The organism is Bacillus sp. PK3-067, from assembly GCF_056738645.1.
Genome location: NZ_CP096490.1, coordinates 3,523,153 through 3,543,564 on the forward strand (window position 1 = coordinate 3,523,153; position 20,412 = coordinate 3,543,564).

Annotated in this window: 16 protein-coding genes and 1 pseudogene; 5 read left to right on the forward strand and 12 right to left on the reverse strand. The window is 36.8% G+C overall.

Translation table 11 applies throughout. From position 1 onward, the window contains the following. Positions 1 to 165: 165 nt before the first annotated feature. Positions 166 to 843 (reverse strand): MgtC/SapB family protein, encoded by a 678-nt coding sequence (locus M1D73_RS18080; protein ID WP_481157931.1) that lies wholly within the window; start codon positions 841 to 843, stop codon positions 166 to 168. A 290-nt stretch (positions 844 to 1,133) separates the two neighbouring features. Between M1D73_RS18080 and M1D73_RS18085 the strand changes: the two genes are divergently transcribed. Beyond that, on the forward strand, positions 1,134 to 1,652 hold the full coding sequence (locus M1D73_RS18085; RefSeq protein ID WP_086692785.1) for a GNAT family N-acetyltransferase: 519 nt from the start codon (positions 1,134 to 1,136) through the stop codon (positions 1,650 to 1,652). A gap of 47 nt (positions 1,653 to 1,699) precedes the next feature. On the opposite strand, the gene M1D73_RS18090 is transcribed toward M1D73_RS18085, so the two are convergent. After that, the gene (locus tag M1D73_RS18090) at positions 1,700 to 2,644 is read right to left on the reverse strand and encodes a VOC family protein (RefSeq protein WP_121868208.1); all 945 of its coding nucleotides are present in this window, start codon (positions 2,642 to 2,644) and stop codon (positions 1,700 to 1,702) included. A gap of 137 nt (positions 2,645 to 2,781) precedes the next feature. Further along, on the reverse strand, positions 2,782 to 3,693 hold the full coding sequence (locus M1D73_RS18095) for a VanW family protein (protein WP_000488973.1): 912 nt from the start codon (positions 3,691 to 3,693) through the stop codon (positions 2,782 to 2,784). Between the two features lie 483 nt (positions 3,694 to 4,176). On the opposite strand from M1D73_RS18095, the gene M1D73_RS18100 reads away from it, so the two are divergent. Both M1D73_RS18100 and M1D73_RS18105 read left to right on the forward strand, forming a co-directional pair. Further along, positions 4,177 to 4,506 carry a hypothetical protein gene (locus M1D73_RS18100; protein WP_000283715.1) on the forward strand — a complete coding sequence of 110 codons (330 nt, stop codon included), beginning with the start codon at positions 4,177 to 4,179 and terminating at the stop codon, positions 4,504 to 4,506. A gap of 116 nt (positions 4,507 to 4,622) precedes the next feature. Next, positions 4,623 to 5,714: a DUF3900 domain-containing protein gene (locus M1D73_RS18105; RefSeq protein WP_000345034.1), complete on the forward strand. Its 1,092-nt coding sequence runs from the start codon at positions 4,623 to 4,625 to the stop codon at positions 5,712 to 5,714. Between the two features lie 337 nt (positions 5,715 to 6,051). Here the strand turns inward: M1D73_RS18105 and M1D73_RS18110 are convergent, their stop codons facing one another. From M1D73_RS18110 to M1D73_RS18145, 8 genes and pseudogenes are all read right to left on the reverse strand, one after another. Then, a complete protein-coding gene (locus M1D73_RS18110; RefSeq protein ID WP_000227983.1) occupies positions 6,052 to 6,399 on the reverse strand; it encodes a hypothetical protein in 348 nt (115 codons plus the stop codon). A 364-nt stretch (positions 6,400 to 6,763) separates the two neighbouring features. Further along, a complete protein-coding gene (locus tag M1D73_RS18115) occupies positions 6,764 to 7,609 on the reverse strand; it encodes an exonuclease (protein ID WP_000786414.1) in 846 nt (281 codons plus the stop codon). Between the two features lie 187 nt (positions 7,610 to 7,796). Further along, complete coding sequence (gene cspB / locus M1D73_RS18120) at positions 7,797 to 7,997, reverse strand: cold shock-like protein CspB (protein ID WP_001179150.1); 201 nt, start codon at positions 7,995 to 7,997, stop codon at positions 7,797 to 7,799. A gap of 215 nt (positions 7,998 to 8,212) precedes the next feature. Further along, entirely contained in the window at positions 8,213 to 9,112 is a 900-nt protein-coding gene (locus tag M1D73_RS18125; protein WP_000449496.1) for a WD40/YVTN/BNR-like repeat-containing protein, read from the reverse strand. 16 nt (positions 9,113 to 9,128) lie between these two features. Further along, positions 9,129 to 9,572, reverse strand: coding sequence for a flavodoxin (locus M1D73_RS18130; RefSeq protein ID WP_001062752.1), 444 nt, complete (start codon positions 9,570 to 9,572; stop codon positions 9,129 to 9,131). A gap of 326 nt (positions 9,573 to 9,898) precedes the next feature. Then, on the reverse strand, positions 9,899 to 10,519 hold the full coding sequence (locus tag M1D73_RS18135) for an acetate uptake transporter (protein ID WP_000070938.1): 621 nt from the start codon (positions 10,517 to 10,519) through the stop codon (positions 9,899 to 9,901). Positions 10,520 to 10,605: 86 nt separating this feature from the next. After that, positions 10,606 to 11,000: pseudogene (locus M1D73_RS18140) on the reverse strand (NUDIX hydrolase). Beyond that, complete coding sequence (locus tag M1D73_RS18145) at positions 10,997 to 11,338, reverse strand: ASCH domain-containing protein (RefSeq protein WP_001268367.1); 342 nt, start codon at positions 11,336 to 11,338, stop codon at positions 10,997 to 10,999. The pseudogene M1D73_RS18140 and the gene M1D73_RS18145 overlap by 4 nt, the downstream one beginning before the upstream one ends. 110 nt (positions 11,339 to 11,448) lie before the next feature. On the opposite strand from M1D73_RS18145, the gene M1D73_RS18150 reads away from it, so the two are divergent. Further along, the gene (locus M1D73_RS18150; RefSeq protein ID WP_000966303.1) at positions 11,449 to 12,006 is read left to right on the forward strand and encodes a CatB-related O-acetyltransferase; all 558 of its coding nucleotides are present in this window, start codon (positions 11,449 to 11,451) and stop codon (positions 12,004 to 12,006) included. A gap of 49 nt (positions 12,007 to 12,055) precedes the next feature. Here the strand turns inward: M1D73_RS18150 and M1D73_RS18155 are convergent, their stop codons facing one another. After that, positions 12,056 to 19,528, reverse strand: coding sequence for a DUF7507 domain-containing protein (locus M1D73_RS18155; RefSeq protein ID WP_121868207.1), 7,473 nt, complete (start codon positions 19,526 to 19,528; stop codon positions 12,056 to 12,058). A gap of 116 nt (positions 19,529 to 19,644) precedes the next feature. Between M1D73_RS18155 and M1D73_RS18160 the strand changes: the two genes are divergently transcribed. Next, positions 19,645 to 20,394 carry a (S)-benzoin forming benzil reductase gene (locus M1D73_RS18160; RefSeq protein WP_001271070.1) on the forward strand — a complete coding sequence of 250 codons (750 nt, stop codon included), beginning with the start codon at positions 19,645 to 19,647 and terminating at the stop codon, positions 20,392 to 20,394. Positions 20,395 to 20,412: the final 18 nt, after the last annotated feature.

The following is a 20,412-nucleotide window of genomic DNA, read 5'->3' on the forward strand; positions in this document are numbered from 1 at the left end:
TTATTTTACTATTTTTACTTTTTGTCCTGTATTGAGAAAAAATAAGGTAACGTTCACACATATATTCATTTCATGTAAAATTAACGCTTGACTTTCCGTGCATTTTAGATCAAAAAAAGATAGATAATAGCAAAATTTCTGCTACATCTATCCTCGTTTTCAACACTATGACTTTAACTTTATAAACGTAACTTCCGGTAATGTTTGCATATGCTGAATAAACTCATTCTTTTCTTCTGACGATATATTTTTCAGCTGCATTCCTACCTTATAAACAGTTTCTGTACCTTGCTGTGAAGCTTCCACCTCATATGAGAGTATTGGGATGCCTTTCACTTGTAGTGTTTCTAATATTTGTTGTATCGCTTCATGTTTATTTACAAACATTTGCACTGTTATATTTTGTGGAAATAGAAATTGCACCTTAAAAATACGACTTATAATTTCTAAACCAATTAAAACGAGGATCGTCGCTCCAATGCCTACTACATACATTCCCGCTCCAATTGCTAATCCTATACCGGCAGTAGCCCATAAACCAGCCGCGGTCGTTAATCCTTTCACCGCCTGCTTTTGAATAATAATTGTGCCTGCACCTAAAAAACCAACTCCACTAACGACTTGTGCTGCAATCCGACTTGGGTCTAGAGACGTATGCTCTTCATACACAATATCTGAAAAGGCATATTTCGAAACAACCATTATTAACGCACTTCCTACCGCTACGAGGAAATGAGTCTTTAATCCAGCTTCTTTCGATCGAATTTCTCTTTCAATACCAATCATTGCTCCTAACAAGCCAGCAACACCGATTCGTATAATAAAATCAAAATCTACACTCACGGGCACTTCCCCCTTTCATTCATTATAGATAGATAAAACAAAAATTATCACAAACATCCATTTATCACCATGAAAGAATACCACTAAAATACACTTAATACTCCGACTGTTTTATGTTAATATTTTAAATATTAACATAAAATAAATAACTCCTGATTTTAAACCTTCACTAATTTTCTAAAAAACCAAAGGTGGATTGCATGAAATTAGGTTGAGAAATTTTAGAAAACGCTTTCATTTTGTTTCATAATTTTTTATAAAAAATACATAAATAAAGGAGCTTACTAACAATGAACGTCTCGTTACTTACACCTACTACTGATTTACAAGAAGAATACTTAGATTTCTATAACGAATGGAAAGATAGCGGTGAAACAATGATCCCGTGGGTTATCTCAAAAAATCCTGCCAACTTCCCAGCTATGGTTCAAGAACTTCTCGATGCGCATAACGGAATAAATATCCCTGAAACTTGGGTACCAGACTCTACATATTGGCTTGTTACAGATGAAAATAAAATTCTGGGAGCTGTTAATATACGTCATAGTTTAACCGAACATTTATTTAACGCTGGCGGTCATATTGGTTATGGCATTCGCCCTTCTGAAAGAAGAAAAGGTTATGCTACGAAGTTACTAGCATTATCATTAGAAAAAACGAAGGAATTAGACATCACGAAAGTACTTGTCGTTTGCGACGCAGTGAATACCGCTTCTGAAAAAACGATTTTACATAACGGCGGGCTTCGTGATGATGATTTCACTGAGGAAGATGGGAATGTAGTAAGAAGATATTGGATTGAGCTATGAATGATCACAAATAAGCGAGAAAGTGATTATACACTTTCTCGCTTATTTTACACTGCTTCTATTTCAAACTGCACTGTAATACCACTTGGATCTACCACCACAAACCCATTTGTAGTTTCATTTATTTCATGTTGTTTTTCTATTAATCTTTCTTTCACTTCATCTAACGCTTCTTTATACGGTAGTACAATCGTATACACCTTTAGCCCAGTTGCATGTACTGGTGGGTGTGGATTGTTTACTCCGTTCCACGTATTTGCACCAATATGGTGATGATATCCCCCTGCTGAAATAAATAAGCAATCCTCTTCACGCTGTTGTACTTCAAAACCTACTGTTTCCACATAAAATTCATGTGATTTCTCTACATCAGCTATTCGTAAATGTACGTGCCCAACGACAGTATTAGCAGGCAAACCATCAAACTCATAATCAACGAGTGTTGCCAATTCTTTTAAATCAAGTGGTGTACTTCCTCCTGGCCCTTCTCCCCATTGATCACGCGGACGGTCTGCATAAATTTCAATACCATTCCCCTCTAAATCTTGCAAATAAAAAGCTTCGCTATATGTATGATCACTTGCACTATTAAACCTTGAAATTGGTAAAATTTCATTTGAATATGTATAACGCCCTTCTTGCTCATCCGGGCTGTCAATTACATTCTTATTACGAAGAACCCCAAATAGCGCAGAAGCAAAAGCTTCACGAGTCGGAACTAAAAAGGCTACATGATATATACCAGTCGTACGCGGTTCTTGCAGTACCCCGTCCTCTAACCTTTCAAGAACAAGTAACGCGTTCTTTCCACCTTTTCCAGATAAATATGCTTTATTCCCCTCTCGCTTAATTACCTCTAATCCTACAACATTCTCATAAAAAGCAATTTGACGCTCTAAATCTTTCACTTTAAATTCAACATGACCAATACGTGTTTTCGGATGAATTTTTACCATGAATAACTTCATCTCCTTATCCCTATATTTTCCCATTACATATAACCGTTACTATGAAGGATACAACTAAAATCATCCTATGTAAATAAGAAAAGTCAGAATTCACATACATTTTTATTTTCATAATAAAAAGCCATCTTTTCTAACTTTTAGAAAAGATGGCTTTTTAACTCTTATCTCATTTTATGTACTTCAGCAACTAGCTTTCCACCCTGAATGCCCATATAAAGCTTCACAGGTGCATCATTCGTATTTTCAAATACTAAATCTAAGTATGGATATGCAATTGTAGCATCTCTTCCTTGTGGAACATAACCTACCGTTTTAGAATGTGTAGTTCTCTCCACCATTTTCAGACCAGCTTGATCTGCTGCATTGTATAAAGTTGAAGATGTTTGACAAACACCACCGCCATATCCATCTACTAATTTACCATCAACTATTTCTTTCCCTAATTGATATCCTTTATCTGGTGTTGTATCACCGATTAATGAATTAAAAGAGAAACGGTCTCCTTTTGCTAACACAACTCCATTTATGCTCGCTGCTGACAAACGAATATTCTCAATACGGCCACCTGTTGAACCACCTAAGTTCGTTTCATATCTACCAATTACCGTACCATTTCCTTGCGCATCACTTAATGTTGCGACTGGTTTTTTCTCCACGATCGGCAACTGATACGTAGCATCCCACATACCAACATTTAACAATTTATCTACTAATTCTTTTTCCATTAATTCATAAGAAGGTTTTCCTTCTTGCCAACTTCCATCAGGTGCTATACGTGAAGGAACCATTTTTTTGTCGACGCTTTTTCCAACCTCACCAACAACCTTTGTTACAGACTTTTTAAATTTCGCTTCATCTTCAAAATAGCCTAAACTAGATAAATCTAATTTTTTCACTTCAGTACCAGTTCGACCATCAACTAAACTAATAGTATCCTGCACTTCTGCTTTAGCCTCTACAGTATGCCCACCAATATCACTTACCAATGCAACATCACTTACTTTTGCACCACAGCCACTCATTATAGCTACACATAACACCCCAACCAATATACCCTTTACTTTACGGAACAATATACTCTCTCCCTTTCCCCAACATCACTATTATGTATTTATTTCATTTTTATGTATGTTTTGTTACAATCATTTTACAATATGTTTATAAAATGTTACAAGTTATTTTTCACTCTATATAAATTACTCTTTTCTTTTATAAATGTCTATACATATTTACATAAAAGTTTGAGTTTGATAGAATTGTAACTTTTATGTAAACTCTCTCTTTTATCCAGTATATACCATTAAGCAAAAGAAATACAAATCAAAAACCCTCAAGCTATTTTTTATAAAGTGAAACTGTAATCAGTGGGGGTTTTACGGGCATCCCGACCTTCTTTGTTTCTGCTGAATTTTGACATGGGGGTCTTATTGCCCAGCAAATAGAGGGATAAAGAGAAATCCCGTCAACATAAATAGGTATTTGCCGTGCCACCACTCCGCTTTTGCACATACATTATGGTGAATTCAACCTATTTTAAAGAAATGGAGGATGTTATTATGTATCCCTACAATCCATATGATCCATATAATCAATATGCGTACCAACAACCACAGTATGACTTACAAACACAATATCAATCTTATATAGATCAAGCAGAGCACACGAATCCATATGACCAAAATAGACAATTCCAACTTCCAATCTCTTTTCCTGGCACTGGAAATCGTCAATTAGAAAGACGCGTAAATGAGCTTGAACAAAGAGTTCGTCAACTAGAAAATACAGTTGAGCGCCATACACGTAGACTAAACCGCTTAAACCAACGTTTACGCACAGTAGAAAACAGACTAAACATTCCATTCGCAGCATTAGAAGACGGATTTTAATCGAGAAAATAAAGATTATATAAAGGAAGGGGCTTCCCCTTCCTTATATAAATTGACGAAAGTTTTTTCCATCTCTATACTGATAAGAGTTAATGAAATGAAACAAGGTGATAAATATGGATTTTGAAATAAATTATCTTTCCTTTTATGTTGTACAAGTAGAAGGAAAAGGTGAAGCAGTTGATAAACGCTACAAACATTTTCAAACTTTAGACGCTGAAGAATATGAAGATAGTTCCTTAAAAGAATTTTTGAATGGTGAGTTATTAAAAATATCGAAGCGAAAAGTAGAACGTCATGCAAAAACAGAACAAGCCCCAACAAAAATTGGTCGCTTTATTGTAGAAGAAGGGCACGAACTTGATTCAAACCCTCATTACAACCTTTTTAATCGTATTCGCTTTGCAGAAACAAAGGACAATTTTAAAGATATGAGCGAACCTCTCGTTTATACATATCTTGACACAAGCGCTGTACGCGGTGGTGTATTTTTAATTGCTCAGGCAAAACTACGCAAATACTTTGATGACCCATTCGTATTCGTAATGAAATGCGACTTCGAACCAAAGGTTGCTTCTATTTCTGATGAATCCACACTGATTCGTAACGTTGAAATGGCCATCACAACAAAGAATATGAAATCTATCCAATATCCGTACATGCCTGAAGAAGGTATGGTTGAAGTAGGCGAACTAAAAATACACCAAGCATCACATGCCCGCTACTTTGAAGACTTCTTAAAATTCGTCGAATATGAACGCTCTATGCCTGAAATTATGAAAACACAAGTAATGGACATGGTATACGACCAAATTGAAGATGTATTTGAAGAAGGTACGGAAGAACGCGAACAATTCGACCAAGCGATGGAAGTATGGGCTGCTAGTCCGAAGCGGGAAATTATGGAACAATTTTCAACCGAAGAAGTAATGGAAGCTACCGCTCAAATCGTCGAGCATGCTCCTGAAGTGGAATTAAAACTAAAAGCCGATCATATCTCTGTGAAGGCTTTGCTTGCTGATTTCGGGGATCAAATACATATTGCGAAGGTAAATGACCGATATGTACTTATGATTGAAGCAGACACACTTACGTTTGAAAAAGGCTTCTCTCCGATTGAGTTTCTGAAGCCAGATGAGCTGCAGGATGTGATTGAGCGGATTGAGAATAAGCAGCAGTATTCGTTTGATCCGAGCGGTATTGAATAAAATGAAACTTTAATCAGTGGGGTTTTGTTCATCCCCCACTAATTATTAACCCTCACCAATCGGGCTTTTACGGGATAAATACTTCCATATAACTGTTGTTACTGGGCGCTTATAATAAGCGCTCTTTTGTTTATATTAAAAACCGATTCTACTAAGAATCAATTTTTCTGCTTTATAATAAAACATGTTTATTTTCAAATTTTTTTGATGCAAGATGACATTTGTTGCAGAATCAAATACATCCCTTCCTTGTTATACAAGCTTATTTCCATTAGAAATATCTACTTCAATATTTCTATTTGACCAAGTCCTTCTATAAGTTGTTAAGATGCAAATTTCACTTTACTACCTCAAATTTATTGTACTCGTAAAAAGATAATTGAAAACGATATTCCGGATGTTCTCTCACCCAATCGTAGGCTTCTTCTAAAATTTCCATTTTGTTTTGCAAGTCATTAAGTTCACTACATTCGTCCCTTTTCTGTTTGCACAGAGGGCAGAATCCATTCACTATTTCCGCACTCGTCGCCCTAATAGTTTTACTTTCTAAATCAACTACTAGACGAAGAATAACAGAATGCTCTTCTTTTGTAGTCACCTTCATTTCAGCAATCCGATCCTCATTCCAAAAGACACCGTTTAATTCCATCTTTACTGTGACATCTTTAATATCCAAGTCTACCACTATCACACCTCCCTTGTACAAAGCTCAATCTTACTCTTCTATTTTAAACTTTAATACACCACAACTTAAAGAGATATTAAGTTTTTTCCAATTCTTCTTTACTATGAAAGAAAGTGTAGTTAATGCTAATTGTGTGGTAAATATTATCCCAAAAACTAAAACAGTTAAAATGTTAAAGATTGTTTCCATTAAACTACACTCTTTTCTTTATATATATATTTATTTTATTAATACGGTTTAAAGCTCTTATTACGTCTTAACACTCCCAAAGCAATTATAATGCACAATCACAACAACAAGTTGATGCCTATTTAATATCAATACGCTGTTATTACATGTATGTAGTTAGAGGCGGAGGAGAAATTCATTTAACCTCTGTATTCTCCTCCATCTCAGCCAAATACCTAATCTGCCGTTCCGCTTTTCTCACTGCTGTACGAAAATGTTTTTTCAGGAGTTCTACTGTATTTTCACTTATATAATATCTTTCCGTTATACTTTCCCACGTGTCACTACTTTCAAATGTACTCCATTCAAAAGGGCGTTCTGTATTTTTCTTTAGTTCTTTAAATACCCATTTTCGCATCTTTTTTTTCGCTTTTTCTGTTAGTTTTCCGTTTTTTACAAGTTCAAGTTCACCATGTCTTTTGTATCGCTTATTAATATCTCTCTCGCTATATACTTTAAGAAGTATATTTGCTGTATTTTCAGCATCTGCTAAAGCACGGTGCTGTTTTCCTTCCCACGTTAAAGCGAGCTGTTCTACCGCAAAGTGTAAACTTGGCGTATGTTCAAACAATTCCTCATATGCTTGGAAAACAAATTTTTGCAAATCAATTCTATTTTCTTTTTCTATACTTGGGCATTCAACACCATATAATGTACAATCATGAGATAGAAAGCGATAATCTTCTTTTCCCCATGAAACAAATATAGAACCTTCGCCGATGAACTGAATAAATTTCTCTATAATTTGAGGGAATTTTTCTACACCCATTAAATCTTTTTTCGTAATACCGGTTAATTTTGTTGTATGACGAGTTAATCGTGCACTTGGTTTTACTAACTCCGAAAATTCTTCAATTATCTTCATTGTACCTATTTCTATTTTTACAGCTCCGATATCAACTATTTCTGATGGATCTTCTGATTTATACGGTCTGAAATTCCTTTCAATATCAAACACAATGAAATGTGTAGCGTTTTTCAATTTATTTACCTCTTTCTAAATTCCTTTTCACACAAACACTTTATTTTCAGTATTTATTTATTCATGTACTTTATACAAAAATACTCCGAATAAATAAATGAAAATTCAGTCTTGTTATGATATGTAAGTAGGAGGACATCTATAAAAATGCAAAAAAAAGAAGGGCGAGCCCTTCTTTTTTCAAAAATTACTTCTTGTTTACGTTAGTAGCTTGAGGTCCACGGTTACCTTGTTCTACTTCGAAAGTAACTTCTTGACCTTCTTCTAAAGTTTTGAAGCCTTCGCCTTGGATAGCTGAGAAATGAACGAATACGTCTTCTCCGCCTTCAACTTCGATGAAACCGAAACCTTTTTCTGAGTTAAACCATTTTACTTTACCGTTTTGCATGAAAAAAATCCTCCTACAATGTACCTATATGTACATATTCATTTTCAACCACCTTACAATAATAAGCCAGATATTAAAAAACTGCAACCCCTGAGGAGATTTAACATTGCTATCCTCCTCGGAAGTTACAGCTCATTTAAATCTCTATATTATTAAAAGTAAAATGGTTTAAATATACTATATCATATCAATATAATAAAAGTAAAGTTTTTTTCTTAAATTATTTTTTGTTCCCACTGCATTGCTTTTAATTCACCTGATCCGGCTACTACATAACCATCTTTTTGATTAACAATGCGCCATCCGTGCCCTTTAACTGAATCACATACTGTAACAATACCTTCTTCAAGAAGCACACGGCACACACTACTAATCCCCGCCTTATTTTGCGTTGAAGTTGTATATAAAACATGTTGATCTACACTTAAGTCTAAATAACTACTTGCTTTCTGCTCACTTTGACATGTATGCCAATATATTTTTTCACTTGCAATACTTTCATCTATTTTACAATAAGAAATATTTCCGCTAACTCCCTTGCACGATCCACTTGCCGCTACTAAATAAGAATTGTGTAAAGTCAACGCGGAGATCATTTGATTCATCGCAATTTTAATCCTCTTTAATTTACGTGTCTTCAAATCAAAGAGCCAAACACCACCATATTTAGCATGTATTTTCGTACCAATAAATAAGTAATGTTTATATAAAAATAATGATCGAATAGACGGTGCCGCACTGCCATACTCAAGAAACGGATGAATAGTTTCCCATGTCAAACCGAAATTATTAGAAAGATACAGCGTTTTTTCTCCATGAGCAACAACAGTTCCTTGTACATTGCTACATACATTCCAACTCGTTGCTTTTGTTGGAAAACGCTGAATTGTCCAGTTCTCTCCACCATTCATACTGCGAATAAAAATCCCTTCGTCACCTACACCATAAACTACATTATCTTCGCTATGTAAATCCCTAATTCGTTTTTGAAAACCATTTAAAATTCGTTTCCATTCTCCGTCTTGTTCAACAAATAAGCCATTATATGTAGTAGCTAACAGCAGTTTTCCATCTCTTAACTTTGTAATAGCAGTTGCACTTAACATTGTCTCCACGTTGACACTCCCATTCTTAGAACTTCTCAGCAAATGCAATTGCAAAATTACTGCATTTTTCAACATCCTCTTCATCTTCTGGAGCTAATTCAATTTTCAGCCCTTCTTGTACAAGCTCTGCACCGCGTTCCACAAGACGTTCTTCAAATATCGTTACCGCTTCACAAAACAGTTCATACGCTGTATCACCCGATCCGAATACCGCTACCTTTTTCCCAGCTAAATCTATATTTTCTAAGTCATCATGAAAATCTTCCGCTTCAAATGGTAATTCACCATCGCCCCACGTATAAGATCCTAAAATGATTCCATCATAAGCTAATAATTCTTCAGCGTCCATGCCTTCCATTTCTTGCAATACTACTTCATGATCAAAAGCATCTAAACTAACTTTAATTAAATCAGCAATACTCTCTGTATTTCCTGACATACTTGCATAAGCTATTAAAATTTTTGCCACTTTGGCATCCCCCTCTAACAATAAATGATTCTCATTCTCATTATATTAATAATGAGAATCAATTTCAATTGATTTTTTCTACTTTTATTTACATTTCACATTACTTATTTCAAATAAGGTGAAACTTTAATCAGTGAGGGTATTCATCCCCCACCTAACTTCTTTGTTTCCGCTGAATTTTGAGGCGGGGGGCTTACTGCCCGGCAAATAGCGGGATAAAGTGAAAGTTTAATGAGTCCTCACCAATCAGGCTTTTTCAGACAACCCACAAAGAGCGGAATAAATAAAAAAGCACAGATGACTATACAATCATCTGTGCTTTTTTATTATTTTTTAAAAATACCAAAAGGCTTTCCTACTGGTAAAACAACTTTTCCGAAGTGTGTATTTAACACTGCTGCAGCTGAACCGTAGAAAGATAATAATGAAATAAGAAGTTCAGAATATGCTGCTAAATTATGCATTGCATGCGGCATAACACCTAAAGTACTTAATGAAAGACCGATAAATAAGAAATCAATAAGGACGAAAATCATAAATAATACTTTATGTGTTTCCATTGCACCAATTGTCATAAAGATTGTGAAAATCAAATATCCGATAAAGGCTACACCAAGCTGTTTTGAATCTGCAGCTTGTGCTAATTTTTCGCCAAATACTCCAAGTTGAATTAACCAAGTCATTCCAACACCTAGCCAAAATAGACCGTACGCACCGAATGCTGTTGTACCGAATGTATTGTTATGCTTTGCATCATGAATGCAAGCAAAGATTTGTGCAAATCCTCCTAAAAAGATTGCCCACGGTAATACAAGTGAAACGCCATCTGTTAAGCCTAACTTTTGAGATGATGCTACAAGTGTTACCATCGCTAATCCAAATAGACCAATTCCAGATGGATCCGCTGTTGTCATTTTCACATGATGTGTAGTAGTTTGATTGCTCATATAAACCTCCTGATTATAAACATACTCGAATACAATACTTAAATCAGAAGACTATGTCAATGGTTTTTTTTGTATGTTGTCAGACGTTATATTTTATAATGATTAAATATATTTCTGACCACTTCATAAGGTTTTATATTCACTTTTCCAACTCGTTTATCGGTAGCCATAACGGAATATAATTTCCCCTACCTTCCAGCTGAAATTCCTCAGCTGTTCCGCTTCCGAACACTCCGCCTGTAATATAGGCAGCATAATAATATTCATTTCCTTTATATTTTACCTTTGCAATAAGGTGCTCCACTTGTATATGTACCCCTAATTCTTCGTATACCTCTCTTTTCGTTGCCTCTTCAGGCGTTTCACCTTCCTCAATCCCTCCGCCAGGAAAAACATAATATCTTTCCTCTTCTCGAATACGTTTTATAAGAGCGATTTTTCCTTCCTGTACAATGATAGCGGCTCCGCGATTTCTTATCATTTTATTACCTCAATACGAATCGCAACTGTTCCCCACTCTTTTTCTTGTTCTTTCGTATATATTTTGTATGTACTTTCTAACATTTCCTCTAAACTATCATTTTCACAATCCAATAATTTTTTATCGATTTGTTCATATATAGCTTTAAAGCTCTCGTATCGCTTTATTTCCGTTACTTTTACCGTCATCATTTCTGTTGTCTTAAGATTCGTAAATACGATTTCATCGTCTTTGTTTATTAGTTGACGTTTTTTATCGTATAGGCGTACTTCATATACTTTTTTCCCTGATCGAATTGACTGAAACGGTTTATTATATAAACCCATTTCGTATCGCATACATCCCACTCCCTTTTGTTCATTTCACCTATTAATACAGTTCACATTACTACATCTTGCATATAATATTCCATACGTATCACTTAATTGAGAAAGGAGGCTGAAGAAGCATGTTATATTTAAATCAAAAACCTGAATATAATAAATATGATATTGGTGATTATACTTATAGTAAAGTAGGGCCAACCATTTTTTCTTGGAACGATGAAACAAAATTGAAAATAGGTAAGTTTTGTTCATTAGCAGAAGAAGTCGTTTTCATACTTGGCGGTGAACATCGCGCAGACTGGATAACAACTTATCCATTTAATGCACTTTTTGATGAAGGAGCACATATTACTGGTCACCCTTCTTCAAAAGGTGATATCGTAGTTGGCAATGATGTATGGATTGGTTATCAATCCTGCATTTTATCTGGTGTTACAATTGGTAACGGTGCCATTATTGGTGCAAAAAGTGTTGTTACAAAAGACGTCCCTCCATATGCAATTGTGGCTGGTAATCCAGCAAAATTTATTCGATATCGTTTCCCGCAAGAAACAATTGACAAACTAGAGAATCTTGCATGGTGGGACTGGGACATTTCTGTTATAAAAGGAGCTATTCCATTACTACTTTCCGACAAAATCGACGAATTTTTCACCTCGCCCGAAAATGAATCTATATGATTAAAACAGAAAGAGCATCCAATTATTTTTCAGGATGCTCTTTCTGTTTTTATTTTTTATGTCCATGCAAATGATTGCACGGAGAACATTGAAATGGAATCTTATCTAAGCAATTAAAGTTTGTTTCGCAAATTTGTTCAATCGTTGGAACAAATGGAATGACAACTATGTTACTTTCTACTATTTGTGTAACAGGTGGCAATACTGTGCCTACTTGATGTTCAAAACGAATACTCGCTTGATTTATATAATTTCCTGAACCATTTGGCGCGCTCTGTACTGCTACTTGGAACGAAACTGTCCTTGCTTCACCAGGATTTAAACTTCCGATAAGAAACCCTACTGCCGGGCTTACATTCGGCACTGGCGTATTATCAACCGTTACACTTCCAGGAACAAATCGAACACTACTATCTAACATATCTTGAAAACGAATATTTTGCATTACAGTATCACCCGTATTTGTGATGACTGTCGTAAACGTAATGACATCTCCAATTGTTGCTACCTGTAAATCTGCCGTTTTTACGACTGTCGTTGAGACATTTTGAGGAATAAACGGGATAACAACTGTATTACTATCACCTTCAACTACTACTGGCGGCTCATTCGGATTTACAGTTGCAAGCCCATTCGCTGTAGCAGTATTTGTAACTAAATTATTTACTTGCCCTCCTATTATTACAACTTGGAAATTAATAATTGCTGCATCATTTGGCTGAAAATCACCTAACGGAATACCAGTATTCGGATTAGCAAATGGAAGAGGTACATCATTTACAGTTACCGTACCATTTATAAATAGCGTATTCGGATCAATGATATCTGTTAACACAATATTGGTCACAGGAACTGTACTATCATTTATAACAGCGATTCCGTAAGTGACAACATCCCCTATCATTGCTACTTCAAAGTTTGCTCCTTTTGCAACAAATAAGATTGCAGTATTTACCGTCACTATAACTGTATTGCTTGTATCCATCACTGTAACTGGCGGCTCCCCTGGTACTAAAATATATTCTGCTAACGCCCCAGCAACGTTCACTACTGTACCACCATCCGGAAAACTTGTAATCGTAGCTTCATATGTTACAAGTGCCGTCTCACCAACTGGTATATCAGGTATCGTAAATCCAATCTGCGGATTTACCCCCGGTTGCGGAACCCCATTTATCGTTACACTATTTGGAACGAAATCAGCTTCCTGAGATAGCACATCGATAAATTGAACATTCATTGCATCAGCAGTACCAGTATTTAATATACGAACAGTATACGTTACCGTTTCTCCTACACCAACAACTGAATGGTCTACTTCTTTTAGCATATCTAAGCTACCTCTATTTACCGGCGTAACCGTCGTATTACTTGAATTTGTAATTGTAGACGGAGGTTCTCCTGGAATCAATTCGAAATCACCCGTTACTCTTGCTGTATTCATAATGCTACTAGAAGGCGGAACTGCGATTACATTTACTTCAAATGTAATTAATACACTATCCCCTACTGCAAGATCAGGCAATGCAAAGCCTACAAATGGATCTAAACCTACTTGCGGAATCCCATTTATTTGTACACTTCCAGGAACGAATTCTAAACTAGGTGATGGAACATCGATAAACTGAACATTCGTTGCTGTTACCGTTCCCGTATTTGTAACTTGCACACTATACGTTAACGTATCTCCTAATCGTGTCGCTTCTTTATTTACAGATTTTATAACGCTGAATCGTCCTCTATTCACTCTAGTTATCGTCGTATTACTCGGCTCTGTTACTACAACTGGTGGTTCTCCTGGCACTAAAGTAAAGCTTCCTGTTATATTTGCAACGTTCGTAATTGTTCCTGATGACGGGATGTTTGTAACTGTCGCTTGAAACGTCACTATAACTGTTTCACCAACTGGGATATCTCCAACTCCAAATCCAGTAATCGGATTTAAGTTTGGTTGCGAGGCTCCATTTATCGTTACACTATTTGGTACAAATGACGCCCCTGCTGAAATGGTATCAACAAACTGAACAGCATTAGCTGTTACTGTTCCAGTATTTGTTATTTGAACCGTATACGTTAATATATCTCCAACGAGAGTAGCAACCCTATTTACTTGTTTAATAACATTAAATTGCCCTCTATTTACAGTTGTAAGTGTTGTATTGCTCGGCTCTGTTACTATAACTGGTGGTTCTCCTGGTACTAATACAAAACTTCCAGTTACATTTGCCGTATTGGCAATTGTTCCGTTTGATGGCGCACTAACAACGGTTACTTGGAAGATGACTTCTACACTTTCACCTGGGTTTATATCTGGAAGCGGGAATCCATTATTCGGATTGAATCCAGGTTGTAACACACCGTCTATCGTTACAGTGTTCGGCACGAATGCTATAGAGGAAGGTAATACATCACTATATTGAACATTCGTTGCTGGCACTGTTCCTGTATTTTGAACTACTGTTGTATATGTGATTGTATCGCCTACTGCAACAACCGGCTGACTCACTGATTTTAAAACATTCAAACCAGGCTCATTGATTTCTGTTAATGTCGTATTACTTGTCGTTGTTTCCGTAATAGGCGGTTCTGTTTCACTTACAGCAAATGTAGCTGTAACGTCTACAAAATTAACAATCGTTCCACCTTCTGGTATGCTTGTAACCACTTCCTGATATGTGACAAGTACAAAATCATCGACAGGTATATCTGGAACTGTAAAACCAATGAAAGGATCTAATCCTGGTGCTGGTACCCCGTTTATGCTCACACTTCCTGGTACAAATGCTACACCCGCGGAAGTAGTATCGATAAATTGAACATTCGTCGCTGGCACTGTTCCGAAATTAAAAATCAATACATCATACGTTAATATTTCTCCTACCGTCGCTACTTCTTTATCTACTAGTTTCAACGGAAAAATAAAGGCTATATTAATTGTCGTAACGACTAAATTTGTTAATATCGTTTCCGTAATCGGTGGTTCCTGCGGATTTGGTTGTGAAGTAAATGTAACATCTGCATCATTTAATATGACTTCATTATCTGGAATTTCTGTAATCGTCACTTGGAATGTGACCTCAATACTTCCACCAGCGATTAATAATGGAGTAACTGTAAATCCTATTTCTGGATTTAAACCAAGTTGCTGCACTCCACCTATCGTTACACTATTGTCAACAAACGTCGTTCCTTCTGGTATGACATCTTGGAAGAACACATCTGTAACAGGGATAATTCCTACGTTTGAAATGAGCACAGTATACGTTAATACATCCCCAACGGCCCCAGTTGCAACATCAACTGTTTTTGTTGCAGTTACTTCACCAGGAGGAGGTAACGGTATTGTAACTACCGTTGTATTACTTGAATTCGTTGTTGTTACAGGTGGCTGTAAAGGATTTAATAAGAAAGTGGCTGTAGCAGATGCTGTATTTAATACCGCTCCACGTGTAGACGGTGCAACTACCGTAACTTGGAACGTTACTGTCAATGATGTTCCAGCTGCAATATTAGGAAGCGGGAAACCAACATTTGGGTCAAATCCAGATTGTGGCGTTCCATTTATCGTTACACTATTTGCTACAAAAGTTGTTTCTAAAGCAATTGGATCAAGGAAAGAGACATTCGTTGCTGTTACTGTACCGTTATTTCGAATGACAACAGAATACGTGTAAGTTTCTCCAAGTGCTGCTTGTTGTACAGATGAAGATTTTTGTATATTTAACTGTGCTGTGTTTACTTGCGTCACTACAAAATTACTATTTGTAACAGTCGTTATTGGAGGGTTTGCTGGATTTATAAGAAAACTTGCAGTAACGTTCGATTGGTTTCTTATATTTCCACCGCTCGGAACACTCGTCACTGTAACTTGAAACGTAATCGTAGCCGTTTGCCCGACCGGAATATTTGGTACCGGGAAACCTAGCATAGGATCCGCGCCTTGCTGTACGACTCCATTTATCGTCACACTATTTGCTACAAAGGCAGTACCAGACGGAATTGGATCTTGAAAAACAATATTCGTTGCAGGAACAGTTCCTGTATTTTGAATAAGAATCGTATACGTTAACGTATCTCCTACACCGGCTTGTAGTGTATTTACACTCTTCATTACATTAAGTGATCCTACATTCACTCGCGTCACAACAATATTACTAATCGTTACAATTGTAATTGGTGGCTGGAGAGGACTTACTTGGAAATCAGCAGTGACATTCGCATTATTCGGAAGAACTCTATTTGGTGGTACACTCGTGATTGTCACTTGAAAAGTGACCGTCACCATTCCTCCTACTGGAATATTAGCAAGTGGAAATCCAGTTGTCGGGTTTAAACCTGGTTGAGGCGTCCCGTTTATTGTTACACTATTCGCTACAAAAGTGGTTCCAACTGGAATCGGATCAAGGAATGATACATTTGTCGCTGTCACCGTTCCACTATTTTGTATACGAACTGTATACGTTAACGTATCTCCTACACCGGCTTCAGTAGCACTTACACTTTTCATTACATTTAACCCTGAAGAATTCACGATCGTCATAACAGTATTACTTGGTACTGTTACAGTAATCGGCGGCTCTGTTGGATTTACAAGGAAATCTCCAGTTACATTCGCATTATTTACAACATTATTTCCTTGGGGAATTTCATCAATTAATACTTCAAATGTAACAATAACACTGGCGCCAGTAGGCAAATTATTTAATGGGAATCCAAGTTCTGGATCTGCCCCTTCTTGTAAAACACCATTCACAACTACACTATTTTCAATAAATAATGTCCCTTGGGGAATTGAATCTTGGAAAAATACATTCGTAGCTGGTACACTACCTGCATTTATGACTTCTATTGTATATACTAAAATATCCCCTACTGTTGCAACATCCGTATTGACTGCTTTCACAACTTCAAAGTTTCCTGATTGTACTGTCGTATTCACAACATTACTCGGTACATTGATTGTTACTGGTGGTTCATTCGGATTCACTTGAAAGCTTGCTGTTACATTTGCTTGATTTAAAATATCTTCATTTTCTGGATTCTGTACAATTACTACGTCAAATGTGACTACAACCGTTTGAGCCGCAGGAATATTCGGAAGAGAGAATCCTGTATTCGGATTTAGTCCACTTTGCTGTACTCCATTAATTGTTACAGAATTTGCAACAAATGAAACAGCAGAAGAAATAGGGTCTTGGAAAAATACATTTGTTAACGGAACATTCCCTGTATTTTGAACGGCAATTGTGTATGTTAAAGTGTCTCCTACTGCCGCTTGCGTTGTATTCACTTCTTTTATTACATTTAAACCGCCTGTATTAACTTGTGTCACAACTGTATTCGTTTGTCTATTAATCGTTATTGGTGGCTGATTTGGAATAACGACGAAATTAGCAGTTACATTTCCGCGATTCGCAATTGTGCCTCCTGATGGCGTTGATGTCACTCGTACTTGAAAAGTCACTGTCCTACTTCCGCCGGGAGATATATTTGCTACTGTAAACCCAGTCGCTGGATTTACCCCAGGTTGTGAAACCCCATCCACAGTCACACTATTTGCTATAAATGTCGTTCCAATTGGTATTGGATCTTGAAAAATAACGTTCGTTGCAAGTACATTTCCTGTATTTTGAATTGTTACCGTGTACGTAAGAACATCGTTAACCGTTGCAAAAGCTCTATCCACTGTTTTTCTCGTTGTTATATCAGCTATATTAATTGTCGTAACTACAGTATTACTTGTCGCTTGCCCTGAAACTGGTTGTTGACCAGGCACTGGAGTAAAGGTAAATGTTGCACTTGCACGGTTTGGAATTGGATTGACAAGAGGGTTCGATGTTACTCGAACTTGAAAGCGCACTACAGTCGTTTGCGAAGCATTAATACTTCCTAGATTAATACTACTTGCTGGATTCGCTCCTGGACGCGCTACTCCATTTACCGTAACGCTATTTGCGACAAATGTTGTTCCAGCAGGGATACTATCAACAAAAATAACATTGCTCGCAGTGACATTTCCATTATTTGTGATATTAACTGTGTACGTTAATACATCATTAAGCGTTGCCGTCTGTAAATCTACAGATTTCTGCATACTTATAGTTGCTTGATTCACTGTCGTTTGTACTGTGTTTGAAGAAGACGTACTTGTAATAGGAGGACTACCAATGAAAGGACGAAATTGATATGACACCATTGCACGATTTAAAATAGGATTGGGATTCGGGAATGATATTATTCGAACTTGAAATGTAACAATTCTTTGCGTGTTATTTGGGATTGTACCTAAATTAATTCCATTAGAAGGGTTTGCATTCGGCTGTGTTACTCCCCCTACCGTAACACTACCTGCAACAAACGTCGTTCCGTTCGGAATACTATCACGTAATACAACGTTTTCTGCACTTCCTGTTCCTGTATTTGGGACCGTAATCGTATAAGTGAGGGTATCCCCTACCCCTGCGACTGTTCTATTAACTGATTTAACAGGATTAATAATTGGACCTGTTGCATCAATTTGAACACCAAAACCAGCTGCTGCGTATCCATCTCCATTTGTAACAAATCGAACCGTTGCTGATGTTTGACTGTTTACTAAAGATGAGGAGGCATCTACATTCGTAATATCCCACCCTTGTCTTCGGACGGCCAAAGCTACCCCTAACGGCTGATTCAAATCTCCAAACGTGCCGCTCGTATCTAAATTTCCACTATCATTACAAATTTGTGACTGAAAGAAATTATTCGCAGGATTTCTCGGTCCGAATAATGCAACTGTAGCATTTGCATTCGGCCCAAAGCGAAGTTGATCTCCAACAATGTTAGAATCACCTTCTTGAGCAGTTACGAGCACTCTTCCTGTAACAGCTCCTGTTGCCGGCGTAGCAAAACCTGAAATTGTAGCATCAACTGGCGGGGATGAAGCATCGATAATTTCTTGACCTGCATATACTGACAAATTTCGAAGTGGTAAACTTGCATTTTGATACACAACCTCAAGCGTCCATCCAGCTGAACGACTGATTGTCGGGTCGGCTGAAGTTCTTGCAGCTGGCACAGCACCCGTTGTATATGTGCCTGCTCCACCTGCACTAACAAGATTTGTTACATTGGCAGAGCGAGCATAATAAAACTGATTTCCTACTGAACCTTGCTGCGCGGTAGCAGGATCTGGCGTAACAGAAAACGTCCCTGCTGGCGTTGTAAATGTAATGTTATCATTTAAAAATGGTAACACATCTTCCGTATCAGTCCGGAAAGTACCAGCCCAAACTAATTCTGCATATAATACACTGCTTCCCGCTGGAAGATTTAAAATTGCACTTGAAGAATTCAATTGCCATTCATCTGTTGTCCCTGCTGGGAACCCTGGTACTTGCAATGCTGTATTTACTGTCGTAAACACAGCAAGTGTACCAAAAATATTACCTGGTGCAGGTGATGTAGGGCTAAGTCCCAGCGTATTCCCAGTAAACGTGACGGCACCAGGTACTGTTGTCGTAAACCTATTTATAAAAGGCACACAATCATCTCATTTCAATTATAGTAAAAAGTGCTCTATACTATAAAATGTAGACAAACTATACAATGTACGTTGTCCAACAAAATTCCGCACATATGAGAGGGGTTTATAAAACTATGCGCTACGTTATCATAACAGGAACTTCACAAGGTTTAGGTGAGGCAATCGCTACGCAATTATTAGAAAAAAATACAACTGTCATCTCTATTTCTAGAAGAGAAAATCAAGAGCTTACAAAACTTGCAGAGCAATATAACAGCAATTGCATTTTTCATTCCCTAGATCTTCAAGATGTACATAACTTAGAAACTAACTTTAAAGAGATCATTTCATCTATTAAAAAAGACAATGTATCCTCTATTCATTTAATTAATAATGCGGGTACAGTTGCACCTATGAAGCCAATTGAAAAAGCTGAAAGTGAACAATTCATTACGAACGTTCACATTAATTTACTTGCACCTATGATTCTTACATCTACATTTATGAAACATACGAAAGACTGGAAAGTAGATAAACGCGTTATTAACATTTCATCTGGTGCAGGAAAAAACCCTTACTTTGGCTGGGGCGCTTATTGTACAACGAAAGCTGGTGTAAATATGTTTACACAGTGCGTAGCAACTGAAGAAGTGGAAAAAGAATATCCAGTAAAAATCGTCGCTTTTGCACCTGGCGTTGTTGATACAAATATGCAATCACAAATTCGCGAAACAAATAAAGAAGATTTCATAAATTTGGACCGCTTCATTGCATTAAAAGAAGAAGGAAAACTATTATCACCTGAATATGTTGCGAAAGCTATTCGTAACTTACTAGAAACTGAGGACTTCCCTCAAGGCGAGGTTATTAGAATCGATGAATAACAAAAAGGCGTGCTAAAA

Excerpts from the sequence above, each read along its gene's own strand:
- M1D73_RS18085 (WP_086692785.1), top strand. The coding sequence starts at position 1,134 with ATGAACGTCTCGTTACTTACACCTACTACTGATTTACAAGAAGAATAC.
- M1D73_RS18090 (WP_121868208.1), bottom strand. The coding sequence starts at position 2,644 with ATGGGAAAATATAGGGATAAGGAGATGAAGTTATTCATGGTAAAAATT.
- M1D73_RS18100 (WP_000283715.1), top strand. The coding sequence starts at position 4,177 with ATGTATCCCTACAATCCATATGATCCATATAATCAATATGCGTACCAA.
- M1D73_RS18105 (WP_000345034.1), top strand. The coding sequence starts at position 4,623 with ATGGATTTTGAAATAAATTATCTTTCCTTTTATGTTGTACAAGTAGAA.
- cspB (WP_001179150.1), bottom strand. The coding sequence starts at position 7,997 with ATGCAAAACGGTAAAGTAAAATGGTTTAACTCAGAAAAAGGTTTCGGT.
- M1D73_RS18135 (WP_000070938.1), bottom strand. The coding sequence starts at position 10,519 with ATGAGCAATCAAACTACTACACATCATGTGAAAATGACAACAGCGGAT.
- M1D73_RS18145 (WP_001268367.1), bottom strand. The coding sequence starts at position 11,338 with ATGCGATACGAAATGGGTTTATATAATAAACCGTTTCAGTCAATTCGA.
- M1D73_RS18150 (WP_000966303.1), top strand. The coding sequence starts at position 11,449 with ATGTTATATTTAAATCAAAAACCTGAATATAATAAATATGATATTGGT.
- M1D73_RS18160 (WP_001271070.1), top strand. The coding sequence starts at position 19,645 with ATGCGCTACGTTATCATAACAGGAACTTCACAAGGTTTAGGTGAGGCA.